Origin of the sequence: Williamsia sp. 1138, assembly GCF_002095435.2 — a bacterium.
Lineage (GTDB): Bacteria > Actinomycetota > Actinomycetes > Mycobacteriales > Mycobacteriaceae > Williamsia.
Map to the genome: position 1 here is coordinate 1 of NZ_MJEJ02000010.1, position 15,805 is coordinate 15,805.

The window sequence follows — 15,805 nt, forward strand, 5'->3', positions numbered from 1 at the left end:
TCGAGGATGAGCATGGGACGCGGGCCGCGGCGTGTGAGATCGCGGTGGCGTGGCGGTGCACGACTGGTCAGGCTGATCATCTGTTGCGGTGTCGGCGGTTGTTGGATCATCTGCCGGAGCTGGCGGAGGCTTTCTCAGCGGGTGACCTGTCTATCGAGAAACTCAAAGCGCTCTATCATCGTGCCAGTCGTGGGTATCGGGATGCGTTGATGGATCTCGATGGCGTTCTGGCGGAGGATGCGATGTTGTTGGGTGACAACATCTTCGCGGAGGAGCTGGATCGTCATTTGATGCCGTTCGAACCGGACCGCCCTGATGATGATGGTGCGGCGGATCCGTTGCGTCGGGTGACCGTACGTCGTCGGGCGGGTGGGATGGCGAGTCTGACCACGGGGTGCACGGCGGAGGAGGCGATCAGGGCGAAAGCTCAGCTGGAGGAGATGGCGCTCGATGACCCGGCGGGTGAGGTCGATGCGGTGCTCGAGGCGATCGCGAACGCCAACGCTGCGGCTACTGAAGATGCCGAACCCGAACCCGAGCCAGAAGTAGAGCCCGAGCCTGCGGCTCGCCCGTCTGCTGCTGCGCCTTCGCGCGCTGCCCGGCGTGCGTGGACAGAGTTGGTGCTTGATCTGCCGACCCTGCTCGGGTTGTCGAAGGATCCCGGGTACTTGCTGGGGTATGGGTCGCTCGATGGTGATCAGTCGCGGTCGCTGGCAGGCCGTTCCCGGTGGAAGGCGTTGGTGACGATCGGGCAGGACGCGATCGCTGCGTTGGTGGAGTTGATCAACTCGGCCGATGGTCGACCGGTCACGGCCGAGGACGTCGCCGCCGCATTGATGAAAGCCGTCGACAACGGCAACCGGCTGGTTCTAGGGGAGAAGGATGTCGGTCCGGCTCCGCCGGTGAAAGCGCCACCTTCCAAGGATGGTCATGGCGGGTGGAAGCATCCGCCGCGGGGTGCATTGAAGTACAAACCCGGGCGCAAGCTTGCCCGGATCATCCGAATGCTGGATGGAACCTGCCGCTTCACCGGCTGCAAGAAACCCGCGAAGGACTGCGAGATCGACCACATCGTGCCGTTCAACCATGCCAACCCCATGGCCGGTGGCTGGACGATCGAATCGAATCTGGCGTGCTTGTGCAAGGAGCATCACGACCTCAAGACCCGCGGCATCATCCGGGTGGAGATGCGCGGCAACCGGGAGTACTGGATCGACACCAGAGCGGGCCAGAACGTGCGTACAAAGCCGGCCGTGCGCCGGCAGTCAGGCTAGACAACGTCTGAAAAGTCGATTCGGGCAAGCCTTTCCGGATCCGAGATGATGTTCATCGCGACGACGCGTCCGTCGGCGACTGTGAAAGCCGCGATCGCCGACACCGCGTCACCGTCGAACGACAGCACACCGAAGCCGCCGTTCACCCGCACCATCTGACTGCGGGCATTGGCGCGCCGGTAGATGATCGCGCCGCGGCCCACCTGCTGCGCGCCCACCAACTCCAGCGGTTGCTTGTCGGCGGCGGTGTCGTTGCGCAGGATGACGTCGGGGTCGAGAACCTTCAGCAGGGCTACCAGGTCCCCACCCCGAGCCGCGGCCAGGAAAGCCTCCACCACCCGGCGCTGCTCCGCCGGCCGCGGTGACAGGGGCGTTCCACCCTGCACCCTCACCCGCGCTCTGCTCGCCAGCTTTCGCGCGGTAGCCGGCGTCTTACCGACGATTGGCGCGACCTCGTCGAAGGGCATCGCGAACAGATCGTGCAACACGAAGGCCAGACGTTCGCTCGGCGACAATGTCTCCAGGACCACGAGCAGCGCCACGCTCACCGAATCGGCCAGCACCGCTTGACTTTCGGGGTCATCCTCGGATCGGAGCGGGGCCACGATCGGATCCGGGACGTGCACTATCCCCAACGGTTCCTCGTTGCGGGTTCGCCGTGACCGCAACATGTTCAGGCATACCCGGGAGGTCACCGTGGTGAACCAGCCGCCGATGTTGGCGATCTCATCGGTGTGGGCTACGGCCACCTTCATCCAGGTCTCCTGCACCGCGTCCTCGGCCTCGGGCAGTGACCCCAGCATCCGATAGGCGACAGCCCGCAGATGCCCGCGGTGTGCCTCGAACTCGCTGACCAGAAACTCGTTGTCGTTCATCGGTCACATATCCCTTCTCCGGAGTGTCAGAGCTATGAACCGCCCGACACCGACGATGTGACAAGACGCCGCCGGTCAACCTGAGGAGCACACCATGTCTGCACGTATGACCAATCCCGCCACCATCCTGCCGCAGGCGTACGCAGCCGTCCCACACCTGCTCGGTGCCATTGAGCAGGGCGGGGTCTCCACAACGTTGCGTGAGATCATCATGCTCCGCGCCAGCCAGATCAACGGCTGTGCCGCCTGCGTGTACGCACATTCGGCGACTCTGCGGAAAGAAGGCGAATCCGACGACCGCATCGACACGGTTGCGGTGTGGCGGGAATCGCCCTTCTTCACCGACTCCGAACGTGCCGCACTCAATTTGGCCGAAGCGGCAACGCGTCTGGCCGATTCCCACGGCGCTGTGTCCGACGCCATCTGGGACGAGGCCGCTGATCACTTCGACGAAAAGGAACTCGCGGGCATCGTCGTGGCGATCGCGACCATCAACTTCTTCAACCGCATCAATGTCACCATTCAAGAACCCGCGGGCACGACGTGGAGCTGATGGCAGAGCGGCTAACCTCGTCGTGTGCTGCTCTCAGACCGCGACATCCGCGCCCAGATCGCTGATGGCCGGCTGGCCATCGAGCCCTTCGACCCCGTGCTGGTCCAGCCTTCCAGCATCGACGTCCGGCTCGATGGCCTGTTCCGGGTCTTCAACAACACCCGATACACCCACATCGACCCCGCGCAACGGCAGGACGAGCTGACCACGTTGGTCGAGCGCACCGAGGGCGAGCCGTTCGTGTTGCATCCCGGCGAGTTCGTCCTCGGGTCGACGCTGGAGGTCTGCACCCTGCCCGACGATCTGGCGGGCCGGCTCGAGGGGAAGTCGTCGCTCGGTCGGCTCGGGCTGCTGACGCACTCGACCGCCGGCTTCATCGACCCCGGGTTCACCGGACACATCACGCTGGAGCTCTCGAACGTCGCGAACCTCCCGATCACGCTGTGGCCGGGCATGAAAATCGGTCAGCTCTGCCTGATCAAACTGTCTAGTCCGGCAGAGAATCCCTACGGCAGCGCCTCGGTGGGATCCAAGTATCAGGGCCAGCGCGGACCGACCCCGTCCAAGGCATATCTCAACTTTCCGCAGGACTAGCGGCCGCCAGGACCCGCTTCGCGCAACATTCGCCGGATCATGGCCGGCACGTCACCCAAAGTGCGCCGGCTGGACAGACATACTCCGTACGCACATGGGTATGACCACGGGTATGAGAGTGACAGTGTTCGGCTGCGGCTACCTCGGGGCAACCCACGCTGCATGCCTGGCGGAGTTGGGCCACGAGGTACTCGGGGTGGATGTCGACGAGAATAAGATCGCGACGCTGACGTCGGGGGAGTTGCCTTTCTACGAACCAGGGCTGGTCGACGTGCTGCGGCGCAATCTGGCATCAGGGCGCCTGCGCTTCACGACGGACTACGACGATGCCGCCGCGTTCGCCGACATGCACTTCCTCGGTGTCGGCACGCCCCAGAAGAAGGGCGAATACGCCGCTGATCTCCGGCACGTGTACTCGATGGTCGAGGATCTCGTCCCACGGCTGCGCGGGGACCATCTGATCATCGGCAAGTCGACGGTTCCGGTGGGGACCGCGACTGAGCTGCAGCGTCGTGCCGACGCTGCAGCGCCCGACGGAACGTCGGTCGAGGTCGCCTGGAATCCTGAGTTCCTCCGTGAGGGTTATGCAGTGAAGGACACGCTGCATCCCGATCGGATCGTGCTCGGGTTCGCCGGGGAGAACAGCACAGCCGAGGCAAGGGTGCGAGTGCTGTACGCCCAACTACTCGACGAGCAGATTCCCTTCCTGTGCACCGATCTGGCGACCGCCGAGATGGTCAAGGTTTCCGCCAACGCCTTTCTGGCCACCAAGATCTCCTTCATCAATGCGATCAGCGAGGTCTGTGAGGCTGCAGGTGCTGACGTCACGATGCTCGCGGACGCCATCGGTCACGACAACCGCATCGGGCGCCGGTTTCTCAACGCCGGCCTCGGTTTCGGTGGCGGATGCCTGCCGAAGGACATCCGCGCCTTCATGGCCCGCGCCGGCGAACTCGGCGCCGACCAGGCACTGACCTTCCTCCGTGAGGTCGACTCGATCAACATGCGGCGCCGGACCGCGATGGTGGAGCTGGCGACCGAGGTGTGCGGTGGCAGCCTTCTCGGTAGCAACATCGCCGTTTTGGGTGCCGCTTTCAAACCCGAAAGCGACGACGTGCGTGATTCCCCCGCTTTGAACGTCGCCGGCCAGTTGCAGCTGAAGGGAGCTGCGGTCAGTGTTTTCGATCCCAAGGCGATGGACAATTCACGCAAGATCTTCCCGACCCTCAGTTACGCCGAGACCGCCCGCGAGGCGTGCGATCAGGCGGACGCAGTGCTGGTGCTGACCGAGTGGGATGAGTTCGTCCACATGGACCCGGAGGAGCTCGCTCCCGTGGTCCGCCGGACCAACATCGTCGATGGCCGTCGGTGCCTCGATGCCGGGGTCTGGCGGCGGGCAGGATGGCACTATTCGAGCCTGGGCGGGCCGGTGCGCAGCATCGATGTGAAGGATCCGATTCTGATGTGATGCGGACACCGCCCGCGAGCGGGTGCACAATGGCGAAACAAGCTAACTGGCCGGGGAGGGCGAGAGAAGGCACAGATTGTCGGTTACGACGGGCACGGGAACCATTCCCGAAGTCAACGAGGTGCGCGCACGTGGCCACCTCGCAGCACCGCTGCTCGCCGAGATACGCGGCGCATTGGCCGACATCACCTCCGCGGCAGGATGGCCGGCATTCGTCCTGGTCAGACTCGATGACACCGGCCTGCGGGCCAGCGCAGTCGACGCCGAGACCGGTGAGAGGCTCACCGAGTTGAGCGAACCGCTGGTGGGGCCGGCGGCGCTGGATCGGATGCTCGCCGACCACCTCGTCCGCACCGGCCGGGCGAAGTCGCCCGAGACGAAGTCCGAGGCACTCGAACTCATCGGCCTGATGCCACTCGTACGGATCAAGCTCGCCGGTGCGAGTGGCGCCTTCGTGATCGGGCGCAACAGTGTCGGGCTCGTCCGGGTGACACACCACGATCTCGACGAGGCCCTGGCACCGGCTCTGTCCCGGGCAGCCAGCCTGGCCCGATCGGTCGCCATCGGGTCTCCGCAACAAGTGACGTCTCTGGTCGTCATGCCAGGACACACCCGCTGGCCCGGCCTCCTGGAGGGGCTGACCGCCGCCATGGGGTCAGAGCGCGTCGGCCGGGTGCCCGTGGTCGCGCTGCGGTCCGCTCCTGCGCGGCAGTCGCTCGGTAGACATGATGCGGACTGGTCGACCAATCCCGACGTCGGCGCGATCGCCCCGAATCGACGCGCGCGGTTCTACCTGCCTGCCCCTGCGGCTCCGGATCCGGAAGAGACCAAGAAGATCCGGACGCAGAACAGGAAGGTGCTCGCAGGTGCAGTGGCCGCGGCACTCATCGCCATCGGCGGTGCTGCTGCCTGGGCTGCGCCGTGGCAAGATGCGGACCACGTCGAGTCGCGGCCGCTGAGCATCGAGCGGGTCCTCCAAGGGCCGGCCGATCCGCCCTCGCCGACAACCCCTGCGCCGCAGACACCTTCGGCAAGTCAGACGGTTCCGAGGTCTCCGGTGGTCCCGCCGACCACCGTGATCCCACCGATCGACACCGCCAGGGCGCTGGCGCCTGCGGTGCAATACGAGGCACCTCCGCCACCGACGTCGACCCCGCCATCAGCGGCGCAGCCTCCGCCTGCGCCTCGGCTGGTTCCGCCCGCTCCCGCGCCGAGGACACTGCCCAATCCGATACCGGGTCTGCCGCCGATCCTGCTGCCCTAGAGGAGGATCAGGGGAGATCCGCCGGATCGATGTCGGCTCGCTCGAGGTAGTCCTTCAGTTGATGGGCGAGGTCGCGATCGAGTGCGCGGTCGAGGGCGCTGTGTGCGGAAATGGTCGCGGTGCGGCGCATCTCACCGAGCAGTTCCGCAAGCCAGTCGGTTTCGGAACCGCTCGCCGGCACCCAGCCGTCACCGTGTTCGGCAGCCACCACTGAGCGGCCTGCGGAGATCAGTGTCGTCGCGACGGCAGCCATTTCCCGCTCGACGTGCCCGTGCACATCGAGGATCGTGCTAAGCGAGAGTCCGAGTTTGGTCAGTCTGCCGAATGCATAGACGGTTTCGCGGTCGAGTAGCACGTAGTCGTCGCCGTCGGGCTCGATCAGTCCGAACTCGGCGAGCTTGAGATAGTGGGATGGGTTGCCCGAGTTCAGCAATGACTTGAGGGCTTCGGCCGACATGGTCTCGGACTTGGCCTTCGACCACGGTTCGGTGACCACCTCACGAATGCCCAGCACGTCGGCGAGGTCGTCACCTCGTTGGATCCCGAGAAGGAAATCGGCGATGTGCCGGATGGTGAACCCGCGATGCAACAGGTCGTTGATGACCTTCAGGCGGGCGAGGTGGGTGTCGGTGTAGATGGCGATGCGACCGCGGCGCGTGGGCCTGGGCAGCAGTCCGCGGTCCTGATACCCGCGAACGTTGCGGGTGGTGGTTCCGGCCGCCCGTGCCAGATCGTCGATCCGGTATTCGGTCATCGCTCGCCTTCGCCTCACGCCGTCGGTGGTGGTAGCAGTCGATTCTAGCGAATTAAGATCATTACATTGACAAATGGCACATTGGGCGGTGACACTCAGAAGTGTGCAGCAGAACACAGTGTTGAAGGGGCCGGAGTTGCGGCCCTCGCCTCGTTCGCAAGCACTGGTCGGGGCCACCGGTCTGTTCTTGCGTCCGCTTGCCGAACGGGTCCCGACCAATCGGCCGGGTGTCGCATTCACGAGATCGCTGGTCGCGGCGTCCATGTTGGCGGGAGATTCGCCACGAGGGGTGGACGTCGAGAAGGTGCGATGTGGAGCGGTCCGTGGTGAGTGGGTGCGGCCCCAGAACGCCAGAGCAGCGGAGGTCGAGGCAGGTCAGGTGATCCTGTATCTGCACGGCAGCGGATATGCGATCTGCTCGCCCCGCACTCACCGGGGATTGGTGGCGAGGCTGGCGCGGTACACCGGGTTACCGGCGTTCTGTGTCGAGTACCGTCTCGCGCCGAAGTATCGCTACCCGGCAGCGGCGGATGACGTGGACGCGGCTTTCGCCTGGCTGCTCCGCCAGGGCTATGCGGCGAAAGACATCGTGATCGCCGGCGATTCCGCCGGAGGGCACCTTGCTCTCGATCTGATCGCCGAGAATGCCCGCACCGGACGCGAGCAGCCACGTTCGGTGGTGCTGTTCTCGCCGCTGCTCGACCTCACCCTGGAACTCGCTGCGAAGCAGGAGAAGGTGCGCCGCGATCCGCTCATCTCCGCGGCCGCAGCGAAACGGTTGGTCGGGCTGTACACGGCGCAGCAGCCTGCTGATCTGCCGAGGTTGCAGCTGCGACTCGATCAGTCGGAGACCCTGCCACCCTTCCTGATCCAGGTAGGCGGGGTCGAGATGCTGCGTGCCGACGCGGAAGAGATGGCGCGCATGGTGCAGAACGCGGGCGGCACCGCCCACCTGCAGATCTGGCCCGGTCAGCTGCACGTATTCCAGGCCTTTTCCCGATTGATCCCGGAGGCGCGCAGTGCATTACGCGATGCCGCCGAGTTCATCACGTCCCCGTTCGTGACCACAAGGAGTCGCTGATGCCCACCAAGATCTCTCACAACTCCCGAGCAGTCGTCACCGGAGCGGGTAGCGGAATCGGCCGCGCGTTCGCCATCGAGCTCGCCCGCCGTGGTGGTCAGGTGATCTGTGCCGACATCAACCGTGAGCGAGCCCAGGAGACCGCGGATCGGATCCGGGCCGGCGGCAAGGGCTCGGCTTTTCCCGTGGTGGTCGACGTTTCTCGCACCTCTGACCTGCAAAGGCTGGCCGATTACGCGAAGGAGGTGTTCACGGAGCCGGTTTCACTGATGATCAACAACGCCGGAGTGGGTATCGGCGGCAAGCCGGTCGGTCAGATCGGTGTCGACGACTGGCAGTGGGCTCTCGGGATCAACCTGTGGGGCATGGTGCACGGCAGCGAGCTGTTCCTGCCCGAACTGCAGAAGGCCGGCCGCCCCGCGGGGCTGATCAACGTGGCATCGGCCGCAGCGTTCTCGGCAGCACCGGGGATGGCGGCCTACAACGTCGGCAAGGCCGGCGTACTGGCCTTGTCGGAGACGGTCGCCGCCGAGGTGCGGGGTACGCCGGTCAAGGTCACGGTCCTGTGCCCGACCTTCGTCAAGACCAACGTCGGCACCGACGGCCGGATCACCGACGAGGCGGGCAAAATCGTCGACGTCGCCATGAAATGGATCGGGTATTCGCCCGAACGAGTCGCCCGCATGACATTGGACGCCAACGACAAAGGTCGGCTGTACGTGGTCCCGCAGGTCGATGCCAAGGCCATCTGGGCCCTGAAGAGACACTTCCCACGGTCGTACGGTGCGGGTGCGGGGATCCTCAATCGAATTGTTCCACAACATGACCCGATCGGGTCGACGGCGAAAGTGGGAGCGTAGTCATGGCAATCGTGCTGGAAGACATGCTGCAGACCATCAAAGAACGGCAGTGGGCCCTCGCCGACATCGACTGGGACGCGCCCGGTGCCGAGATGATCACCGATGAGCAGCGGCCCAAGCTCAAGGCGTTCATGGCCGATCTGGTGTGGATCGAGAACGTCGGAGCTCGTGGGTTCGCCGCGCTCGCGAAGAAGGCACCGAACGACACCCTCGCCGAGATCTACCGCTACTTCCACGCCGAAGAGCAGAAGCACGCGAATGCCGAACTGGCGCTGATGCAACGGTGGGGAATGCTCGAGGAAGGCGAGGTGCCCGAGCCCAACGTCAACATCCGGTTGGCCATTGAATGGCTCGACAAGTTCTCTGATCACATGTCGCTCTCGGTGCTGGGAACAGTGATCCCGATGCTGGAGGTCGCTCTCGACGGCGCCTTGCTCAAGTTCCTCCTCGAGGAGGTCGACGACCCCATCTGCCACGCCACCTTCAAGAAGATCAACGCCGACGAGAGCCGCCATCTCGCGGTCGATTTCTACGCACTCGATTTGATCGGGCAAGCACGTCTGCGCAAGCTGTTGATCGAATCCGTCGGCAGCGTGCTGCATCCGGGTGTCATCATCGGTGCGCTGATGTACGTTCCGCTGCTGAACAAGATGCGCGACAACATCGTCGACATGGGTCTGAAGGAAGAACGCCTGTACGAGGCGATGAGCCGCTTCAAGAAGAACGGCGAGCGTGGAAAAGGCACCCGCTTGATGACCTACCAGGTGCTCAAACGTCACGCCGGCTGGGTGATCGATCGCAACAGCCCCTACCACCTGTTCGCCGACTTCATGGTCAAGGCCACCGATCACTATCCGCGTCGGCTGCTCCGGGCGCAGCCGACCTGGTCCAAGGAACTGACCTACGAGACGGTCGCATGAGCACCGTGGAGGCAGTGCTCACCGACCTCGAACCCGTCGTGTCCGATGTGGTGATCATCGGCGCAGGCTTCGCGGGTATCGGAGCCGCGATCAGGCTGCAGCAGCGGGGGATCGATGACATCGTGATCCTCGAACGTGGGCAGCGTCCGGGCGGGACCTGGCGCGACAACACCTATCCGGGCGCAGCGTGCGACATCCCGTCGCGGTTGTACTCGTATTCGTTTGCGCCGAACCCTGATTGGTCGCGCACCTATTCGGGAAGTTCGGAGATCCTCGGTTACATCGACGCGATGGTGGCGGACCATGACCTCGACAGGATCATCAGGTACGGATCGAACGTCACCGGCCTGACCTTCGAAGAGGAGTACGGCCGCTGGCGCATCGAGGTCACAGGCGGCACCCGCTACGCGCGCACCGTGGTCGTGGCATCCGGCCCGCTCTCGACGCCGGGATTTCCGGACATCCCCGGCATCGACGACTTCGCAGGCAAGAAGATCCACTCCGCCGCCTGGGATCATGACTACGACGTGACCGGCAAACGTGTCGCCGTCATCGGAACCGGGGCCAGTGCGGTGCAGATCATCCCGGAGATCGTGAAGAAGGCCCGGTCGGTGAACGTCTATCAGCGGACTCCCGGATGGGTGTTGCCCCGGTTGGACCGCCCGGTCGCCGGACGCACACAAGACATCTACCGGAAGGTGCCGCTCACCCAGAAGCTCGCCCGGAAAGCGTGGTTCTACGGTCACGAATCGGTAGCTCTCGCGGTCGTGTGGGACACGCCGCTGACGCGACTGGTGTCGTGGATCTCGAAGGCGCATCTGCGGCAACAGGTATCGGACCCATGGATGAGGCGACAGCTCACCCCGGAGTTCCGTCCCGGCTGCAAGCGGCTGTTGATGAGCAGTGATTACTACCCGGCCCTGCAGAAGGACAACTGCACGCTCGTCACCTGGCCCATCGCCAAGATCGTCGAGAACGGGATCAGGACAGTGGAAGGCATTGAACACCAGGCGGATTGCATCGTGTTCGCCACCGGATTCGAGGTCTCCAAACAGGGCAGCCCCATCCCGATCTTCGGCCGCGATGGGCGCGAACTGGCCGCAGAATGGAGAAAGGGTGCATACGCGTACAAGAGCTATGCCGTCTCGGGGTATCCCAACCTCTACCTGACCTTTGGTCCGAACTCCGGGCCCGGCCACAATTCGGCGCTTGTGTACATGGAGGAGCAGATCGAGGCCATTGCACTGACCATCGACACGATCTTGAAGCGGGACTTACAGCTGCTCGACGTTCGTCGCGATGTGCAGGATCGGCTGAACGACGATCTCCAACGGCGGTTGACGAAGACGACGTGGAACTCGGGCTGCCGGAGCTGGTACCTCACCGACGACGGGTTCAACGCGACGATGTTCCCCGGTTTCGCCACCCAGTTCGCGCAGCAGATGCGGTCGGTCGACCTCACCGAAGATTTCACGGCGGTGGCCGCGAAGTCGCCGGTACCGGCACTGAAATAGCACCGCAAATGCGACACCCGCGTGGTGTCAGGGCAGAATGACCCCGATGTACGGGGAATCGGGCAGGTCGCGGACGCCGAGTCGCGTGATCTGGCTGGAAGAGCCTCTGCTGCGCGACGTCCGTGAGCTGCTGGCGACCACGGTCGGTCACGTCGGTCCGGCGTTCACCCTCATCGATCTGGACGAGAACGGTCTGCGCGGCGCGGCCGTGGACGCCGCGACAGGCCAATGTCTGATCGAGCTGAACGATCACACCCTCCAGGCGACGGCATTCGATCGGGCGATCGCCGACTACCTGGTGCGGGTCGGTAAGGCTCAGATGCCCGAGTCCGCCGAGTGGGCGCGGGAGCTGCTCGATCTCATGCCCCAGGCCAGGATGCTGCTGAGTACATCGCCGGGCACGTTCTTGATGGGAAAGCAGCACGTCGGGCTGCTTCGCGTGACGCGCGTCGATCTCGACGAGGCGTTGGGTGCGTCGATTGTCCGAGCCATCAGTCTGGCTCGTTCGGTGTCCATCGCTTCACCGCTGCCGGTCACGGCCGCGGTGGTCATGCCCAACCACACCGAGTGGCCGGGACTCCTGGAGGCTCTTGGGGCGGCGTTGGCCGGTGCGGTGCCTCCGGCCATGGCGGTGGCGCCGCTGAAGAATCCCCACTCGACGCTTCGGCCGAGCAGGCACGCGCGGCCGTCGGACGACGAGACGGCGACCGCCTTGCCACTTCCGGCGACGCACCTTTCCCTGCCGCCACAGCCACAGCCACAGCCACCCGGGCTCGTCTCGGCACCACAGCTTCGCGAGGTGCCGGTGCCCCGGGTCGAGCAGGCGGCGACAGTAGATCGCCGGAAGCAGAACCGTCTGGTTCTTGTCGGTGCGGCGTTGTTGTCGGTGCTGATCCTCGTCGGCGGCGCGACGCTGGTGACCACCCCGTGGCGCGACGACACCACACAGCCGCAGTCGCAGCGCTATCTCACGACGCCGGACACGACGGCCGCGACTACCACGACCACAACGGCACCGAGTTCGACGCCAGCGGTTCCGCCGATCAATACCTCGGCTGCCCTCGCGCCGGTGGTCAAATACACCACGCCTCCACCACCACCGCCGCCGACCACGAGGCGACCGGCTCCGCGGCCGCGACAGAACACGATCCCGAATCCGATTCCCGGACAACCGCCGATCGTGCTGCCCTAGTACCTATGGTCAGGGTGCGACGCCGCGGCTGATGAGGTCGAGGGTTTGCTGATAGATGAAGGCCCAGTGTTCTTCGGTGCCCGGAGGTCCGCTGCTGTCGAGTTCGAGGCTCACAGCTCCGTGTACACACGCCCACACCTGGAGCGTGAGATCGAAAGGTTCACCGGCTCGGATGGTTCCGGCCGCCTGGCCGTAGCGGATGATCTCGGTGAGTGAACCGAGCGCACTGCCCGCGACGTCGCCGTCGGGTGTGCACTGGCCGGAGAACATCATCCGGTAGAGAGTCGGGGAGCGAAGGGCGAACGCGCGGTAGGCGACGCCTGCCTGCTGGAGTCGTACGTGCGGATCAGCGTCGACGACAGCGGCAACTGCGTTGCGGAGCTGTGCGAAGCCGTCGGTCACCAACGCGGTCATCAGCCCGGTCTTGCCGTCGAAGTGGTTGTACACGCCCATCGGCGCGACATTGGCCTCGGCCGCAACAGCCCGGACCGTCAGCCCCTTCTCCCCGCCGGAGTCCAGCACTCGCAAGGCCGCTGCCAGCAGCAACCCGCGTACGTCTCCGGCTGGAGTGCGGGTTGCCGTACCTGCTGACCGTGCTGCCACGACGTCGATCCTTCCACACGAGTTCGGGATACCTCTTGACATCTTTGTAGCACACTGTTCTTCTTGGATAGAACGCTGTACTACAACACTGGAACATCATCCTATTCGAGGGGCGACGATGAGAAAGACGCAACTGATCGAACCCGGCGGTTCGCAATCGCCGGAGAAAGCTGCGGCCGACCGGCGCTGGTGGGCTCTGGTGGCGCTGTGCGGGGCAGTCCTGCTGGTGATGATCGACAACACGATCGTCAACGTCGCGCTGCCGACCATCAGCAGAGATCTCGCTGCAAGTAACTCCGGCCTGCAGTGGGTCGTCGACGCATACACCCTCACATTCGCCGGGTTACTCCTCACCGCAGGACATTTCGCCGATCGCTTCGGACGTCGCAGGCTCTTGGTCATCGGCGTGACGGGGTTCGCTGCGGTGTCAGTTCTCGCCGCGGAGTCGTCAACTCTCGGACAGCTGATCGCCACCAGGGCCGGCCTTGGCCTCTTCGCGGCCATGGTGTTCCCGGCGACCCTTGCCATCCTGATCGGGTTGTTCCCGGACCTGAAGGAACGGGCCATCGCGGTCGGTATCTGGGCGGGCACGTCAGGCATCTCCGTCGCCGTCGGCCCGGTCCTCGGCGGCTGGTTGCTCGAGCACTACTCCTGGTCGTCCGTGTTCTGGGTCAATCTCCCCATCGCAGCCGCCGTGCTCGCCGGGATCGCCGCCGTGGTCCCCAGTGGCGGCACAGCGCAGCCCGGACCGTTCGATCTCGTCGGAGCGGTGACGTCGATCGCGGGCGTCTCGCTGCTGGTGTACACCCTGATCGAAGGGCCCAACCATGGTTGGGGATCGATGCAGACGATTGCGGGATTCGTCGGAGCCGCAGTCATTCTCACGGTCTTCACGCTGCGCGAGCTCCGCTCGGCACATCCGATTCTCAACGTGCGGTTGTTCCAGAATCGTCCGTTCGCCGTCGCGTCGGGTCTGATCGCGGTCGCGTTCTTCAGCCTGTTCGGTTTCATCTTCCTCATCACCCAGTACTTCCAGGCGGTGAAGGGCTACGGTCCGCTCGATGCGGGCCTGCACACGCTGCCGTTCGCCGTCGTGATGGCCGTGTTCTCGCCGCTGGCGATGATCCTCGCCCGCACGCTCGGGCCGGGACGGGTGGCGGCGCTCGGATCAGCCGTCATGGCATCGGGATTCGCGCTGGTCCTGCTCGCCGGCCGCGACGCGTCGTACTGGGGGTTGATCGTCTGGTCGATGAGCCTGATGGCCATGGGTCTGGCGTTCGTCCAAGGGCCGGCGACCAACATCATCATGAACTCCCTTGCGCCGAACGAGGCCGGTGCCGGGTCAGCGGTCAACGACGTGACCCGAGAACTCGGCGGAACCCTCGGCGTCGCGGTGCTGGGTTCGGTGCTCTCGTCGGTCTACACCACGCAGATCGGCGACCAGCTCGATCGCAGCGGCCTCCCGGCAGAGGCGATCGAGGCATCAAAGAACTCGGTGATGGCAGGCGTCCAGGTGGCAGCAGGAGTACCGGGACCGGCAGGCGAGGCGATGCTGGTCAGCATCCAGGACGCCTTCGTCGCGGGCCTGCACAGCTCGGTCATTGTTGCAGTGGTCGCTGCCGGTCTTGCGGCTCCGATCGCCTGGATCACCCTGCGTAACAGGCAACTTGGGGACCCTGTCGTCGCTTGACGACACAAGCACACCGTTGAGTCATTTGCACACGTTCAACCCTCTCTGCCATCCTGGTCGTAAGACACAAGGTGTGGTAGGGGTGGTGGGGATGGAGTGTGACATGGATTTGTTGGATACCCCGATCGATATCCCGATTGGACGGTCAGCGAAGGGGCGGCGGTCGTTCCCGATCGCGTTCCGGGTTGCGTTTTTGCAGCGCTGGGACCTGGCGGTGCAACGCGGCGCCAAGACTCGGTTGATGCGTGAGTACAACCTGACTCGGGCGACCGTGCGAGAGTGGTTAGAGGCCCGCGAGTCTGGTGCGTTCAGTGACTCGATGGTCGCTGCCGCCGACAAAACGAGGGACCGCATGGACAGCCAAGACCGCGCTGAGCTGGCCCGGTTGCGCGCCAAAGTCGCCCGGTTGGAGAAGAAGAACGCCCAGTCCGAGGCGGCGTTGGAGATCATGGGAAAAGCCTTCGAGCTCTTGGACGGGATCACCAAGAGCTCGACCGAGGACGAGGGTCCGCAGATCCCACCGGCGTTGATGAGCGCCGAGCAGTACCAGGCCTGGCTCAAGCGACATCATCTTTCCTGACCGAGTTGGTCACCGCCTTGGCCACTCACACCTGGATCGGGGTCAAAGCCGCATGCGCATTGACCGGTCTGGCTCGCTCGACCTACTACCGGATCGAGCGCGGTTACCGTCATTACAAGCCGGTCCAGGATCCGGTGCCGCACACGCAGCGGTTCCAGCCGGCTGCGCTGACCGCCACCGAAGAAGAGGTCATTGTCGAGATATTGAACCGTGAAGAATACGCGGATCTGTCTGTGCAGCAAACATATTGGCGCGCTTTCGACAAGCGTGAGATCGGTTGCTCACCACGCACGTTCTACCGGATCGCTGCGCGCTACGGCACGGTCGGTGACCGCCGCCGCGGCCACCACAGCAGCCCCGGCAACCACAGTCGATCCAAACCAATCATTCATGCCAGCGGCCCGGGTCAGTTGTGGTCCTGGGACATCACCGACCTGCACGGCCCGACCAACGACGACCGCTACAAGCTCTACCTCGCGATCGACGTGTTCTCCCGCCACCCGGTCTGCTGGCGCATCGAGTACACCGAAAACAAGCCCGCCGCGATCGACATGTTCACCACCGCCATCGCCGAGCACGGCCC

General features: G+C 64.7%; 16 protein-coding genes. 13 read left to right on the forward strand and 3 right to left on the reverse strand.

The genetic code is table 11. The features are described 5' to 3' along the window. On the forward strand, window positions 1-1,274 hold a 1,274-nt coding region (locus BH683_RS00220), incomplete at its 5' end, for an HNH endonuclease signature motif containing protein (RefSeq protein WP_084834274.1). Here the strand turns inward: BH683_RS00220 and BH683_RS00225 are convergent. Beyond that, on the reverse strand, window positions 1,271-2,149 hold the full coding sequence (locus tag BH683_RS00225; RefSeq protein ID WP_084834275.1) for a sigma-70 family RNA polymerase sigma factor: 879 nt from the start codon (window positions 2,147-2,149) through the stop codon (window positions 1,271-1,273). The two genes, BH683_RS00220 and BH683_RS00225, sit on opposite strands and share 4 nt — an antisense overlap. 94 nt (window positions 2,150-2,243) lie before the next feature. On the opposite strand from BH683_RS00225, the gene BH683_RS00230 reads away from it, so the two are divergent. The 4 genes from BH683_RS00230 to BH683_RS00245 all read left to right on the forward strand — a co-directional run bounded on the left by BH683_RS00230 (window position 2,244) and on the right by BH683_RS00245 (window position 6,028). Beyond that, window positions 2,244-2,702 (forward strand): carboxymuconolactone decarboxylase family protein, encoded by a 459-nt coding sequence (locus tag BH683_RS00230; RefSeq protein ID WP_084834276.1) that lies wholly within the window; start codon window positions 2,244-2,246, stop codon window positions 2,700-2,702. 24 nt (window positions 2,703-2,726) lie between these two features. Further along, window positions 2,727-3,296, forward strand: a complete 570-nt coding sequence (gene dcd, locus BH683_RS00235) for a dCTP deaminase (protein ID WP_084834277.1) — start codon at window positions 2,727-2,729, stop codon at window positions 3,294-3,296. 112 nt (window positions 3,297-3,408) lie between these two features. Beyond that, window positions 3,409-4,764, forward strand: coding sequence for a UDP-glucose/GDP-mannose dehydrogenase family protein (locus BH683_RS00240; protein WP_084834287.1), 1,356 nt, complete (start codon window positions 3,409-3,411; stop codon window positions 4,762-4,764). A gap of 76 nt (window positions 4,765-4,840) precedes the next feature. Continuing rightward, window positions 4,841-6,028, forward strand: coding sequence for a hypothetical protein (locus BH683_RS00245; protein ID WP_143695942.1), 1,188 nt, complete (start codon window positions 4,841-4,843; stop codon window positions 6,026-6,028). 7 nt (window positions 6,029-6,035) lie between these two features. On the opposite strand, the gene BH683_RS00250 is transcribed toward BH683_RS00245, so the two are convergent. Next, on the reverse strand, window positions 6,036-6,782 hold the full coding sequence (locus BH683_RS00250) for a MerR family transcriptional regulator (RefSeq protein WP_084834279.1): 747 nt from the start codon (window positions 6,780-6,782) through the stop codon (window positions 6,036-6,038). 103 nt (window positions 6,783-6,885) lie between these two features. Between BH683_RS00250 and BH683_RS00255 the strand changes: the two genes are divergently transcribed. Genes BH683_RS00255 through BH683_RS00275 form a run of 5 tightly spaced genes read left to right on the forward strand, consistent with a single transcriptional unit; the run spans window position 6,886 to window position 12,349 of the window. Next, window positions 6,886-7,863 (forward strand): alpha/beta hydrolase, encoded by a 978-nt coding sequence (locus BH683_RS00255; protein ID WP_246833121.1) that lies wholly within the window; start codon window positions 6,886-6,888, stop codon window positions 7,861-7,863. Further along, a complete protein-coding gene (locus BH683_RS00260; protein ID WP_084834281.1) occupies window positions 7,863-8,723 on the forward strand; it encodes an SDR family NAD(P)-dependent oxidoreductase in 861 nt (286 codons plus the stop codon). Before BH683_RS00255 ends, BH683_RS00260 begins: the two co-directional genes overlap by 1 nt. Before the next feature lie 2 nt (window positions 8,724-8,725). Beyond that, window positions 8,726-9,643: a reductase gene (locus BH683_RS00265; protein ID WP_084834282.1), complete on the forward strand. Its 918-nt coding sequence runs from the start codon at window positions 8,726-8,728 to the stop codon at window positions 9,641-9,643. Beyond that, window positions 9,640-11,157 (forward strand): NAD(P)/FAD-dependent oxidoreductase, encoded by a 1,518-nt coding sequence (locus BH683_RS00270; RefSeq protein WP_084834283.1) that lies wholly within the window; start codon window positions 9,640-9,642, stop codon window positions 11,155-11,157. The genes BH683_RS00265 and BH683_RS00270 overlap by 4 nt, the downstream gene beginning before the upstream one ends. A gap of 37 nt (window positions 11,158-11,194) precedes the next feature. Then, complete coding sequence (locus BH683_RS00275; RefSeq protein WP_084834284.1) at window positions 11,195-12,349, forward strand: hypothetical protein; 1,155 nt, start codon at window positions 11,195-11,197, stop codon at window positions 12,347-12,349. A 9-nt stretch (window positions 12,350-12,358) separates the two neighbouring features. Here BH683_RS00275 and BH683_RS00280 read toward each other — a convergent pair whose 3' ends face one another. Then, entirely contained in the window at window positions 12,359-12,952 is a 594-nt protein-coding gene (locus BH683_RS00280; RefSeq protein ID WP_246833122.1) for a TetR/AcrR family transcriptional regulator, read from the reverse strand. A gap of 118 nt (window positions 12,953-13,070) precedes the next feature. On the opposite strand from BH683_RS00280, the gene BH683_RS00285 reads away from it, so the two are divergent. The 3 genes from BH683_RS00285 to BH683_RS00295 form a co-directional block, all read left to right on the forward strand. Beyond that, on the forward strand, window positions 13,071-14,642 hold the full coding sequence (locus BH683_RS00285; RefSeq protein WP_084834286.1) for a DHA2 family efflux MFS transporter permease subunit: 1,572 nt from the start codon (window positions 13,071-13,073) through the stop codon (window positions 14,640-14,642). Window positions 14,643-14,745: 103 nt separating this feature from the next. Further along, window positions 14,746-15,222 carry a hypothetical protein gene (locus BH683_RS00290; RefSeq protein ID WP_084834288.1) on the forward strand — a complete coding sequence of 159 codons (477 nt, stop codon included), beginning with the start codon at window positions 14,746-14,748 and terminating at the stop codon, window positions 15,220-15,222. 5 nt (window positions 15,223-15,227) lie between these two features. Further along, window positions 15,228-15,805: DDE-type integrase/transposase/recombinase (locus BH683_RS00295; protein ID WP_143695939.1), on the forward strand; the 578-nt coding region annotated here is incomplete at its 3' end.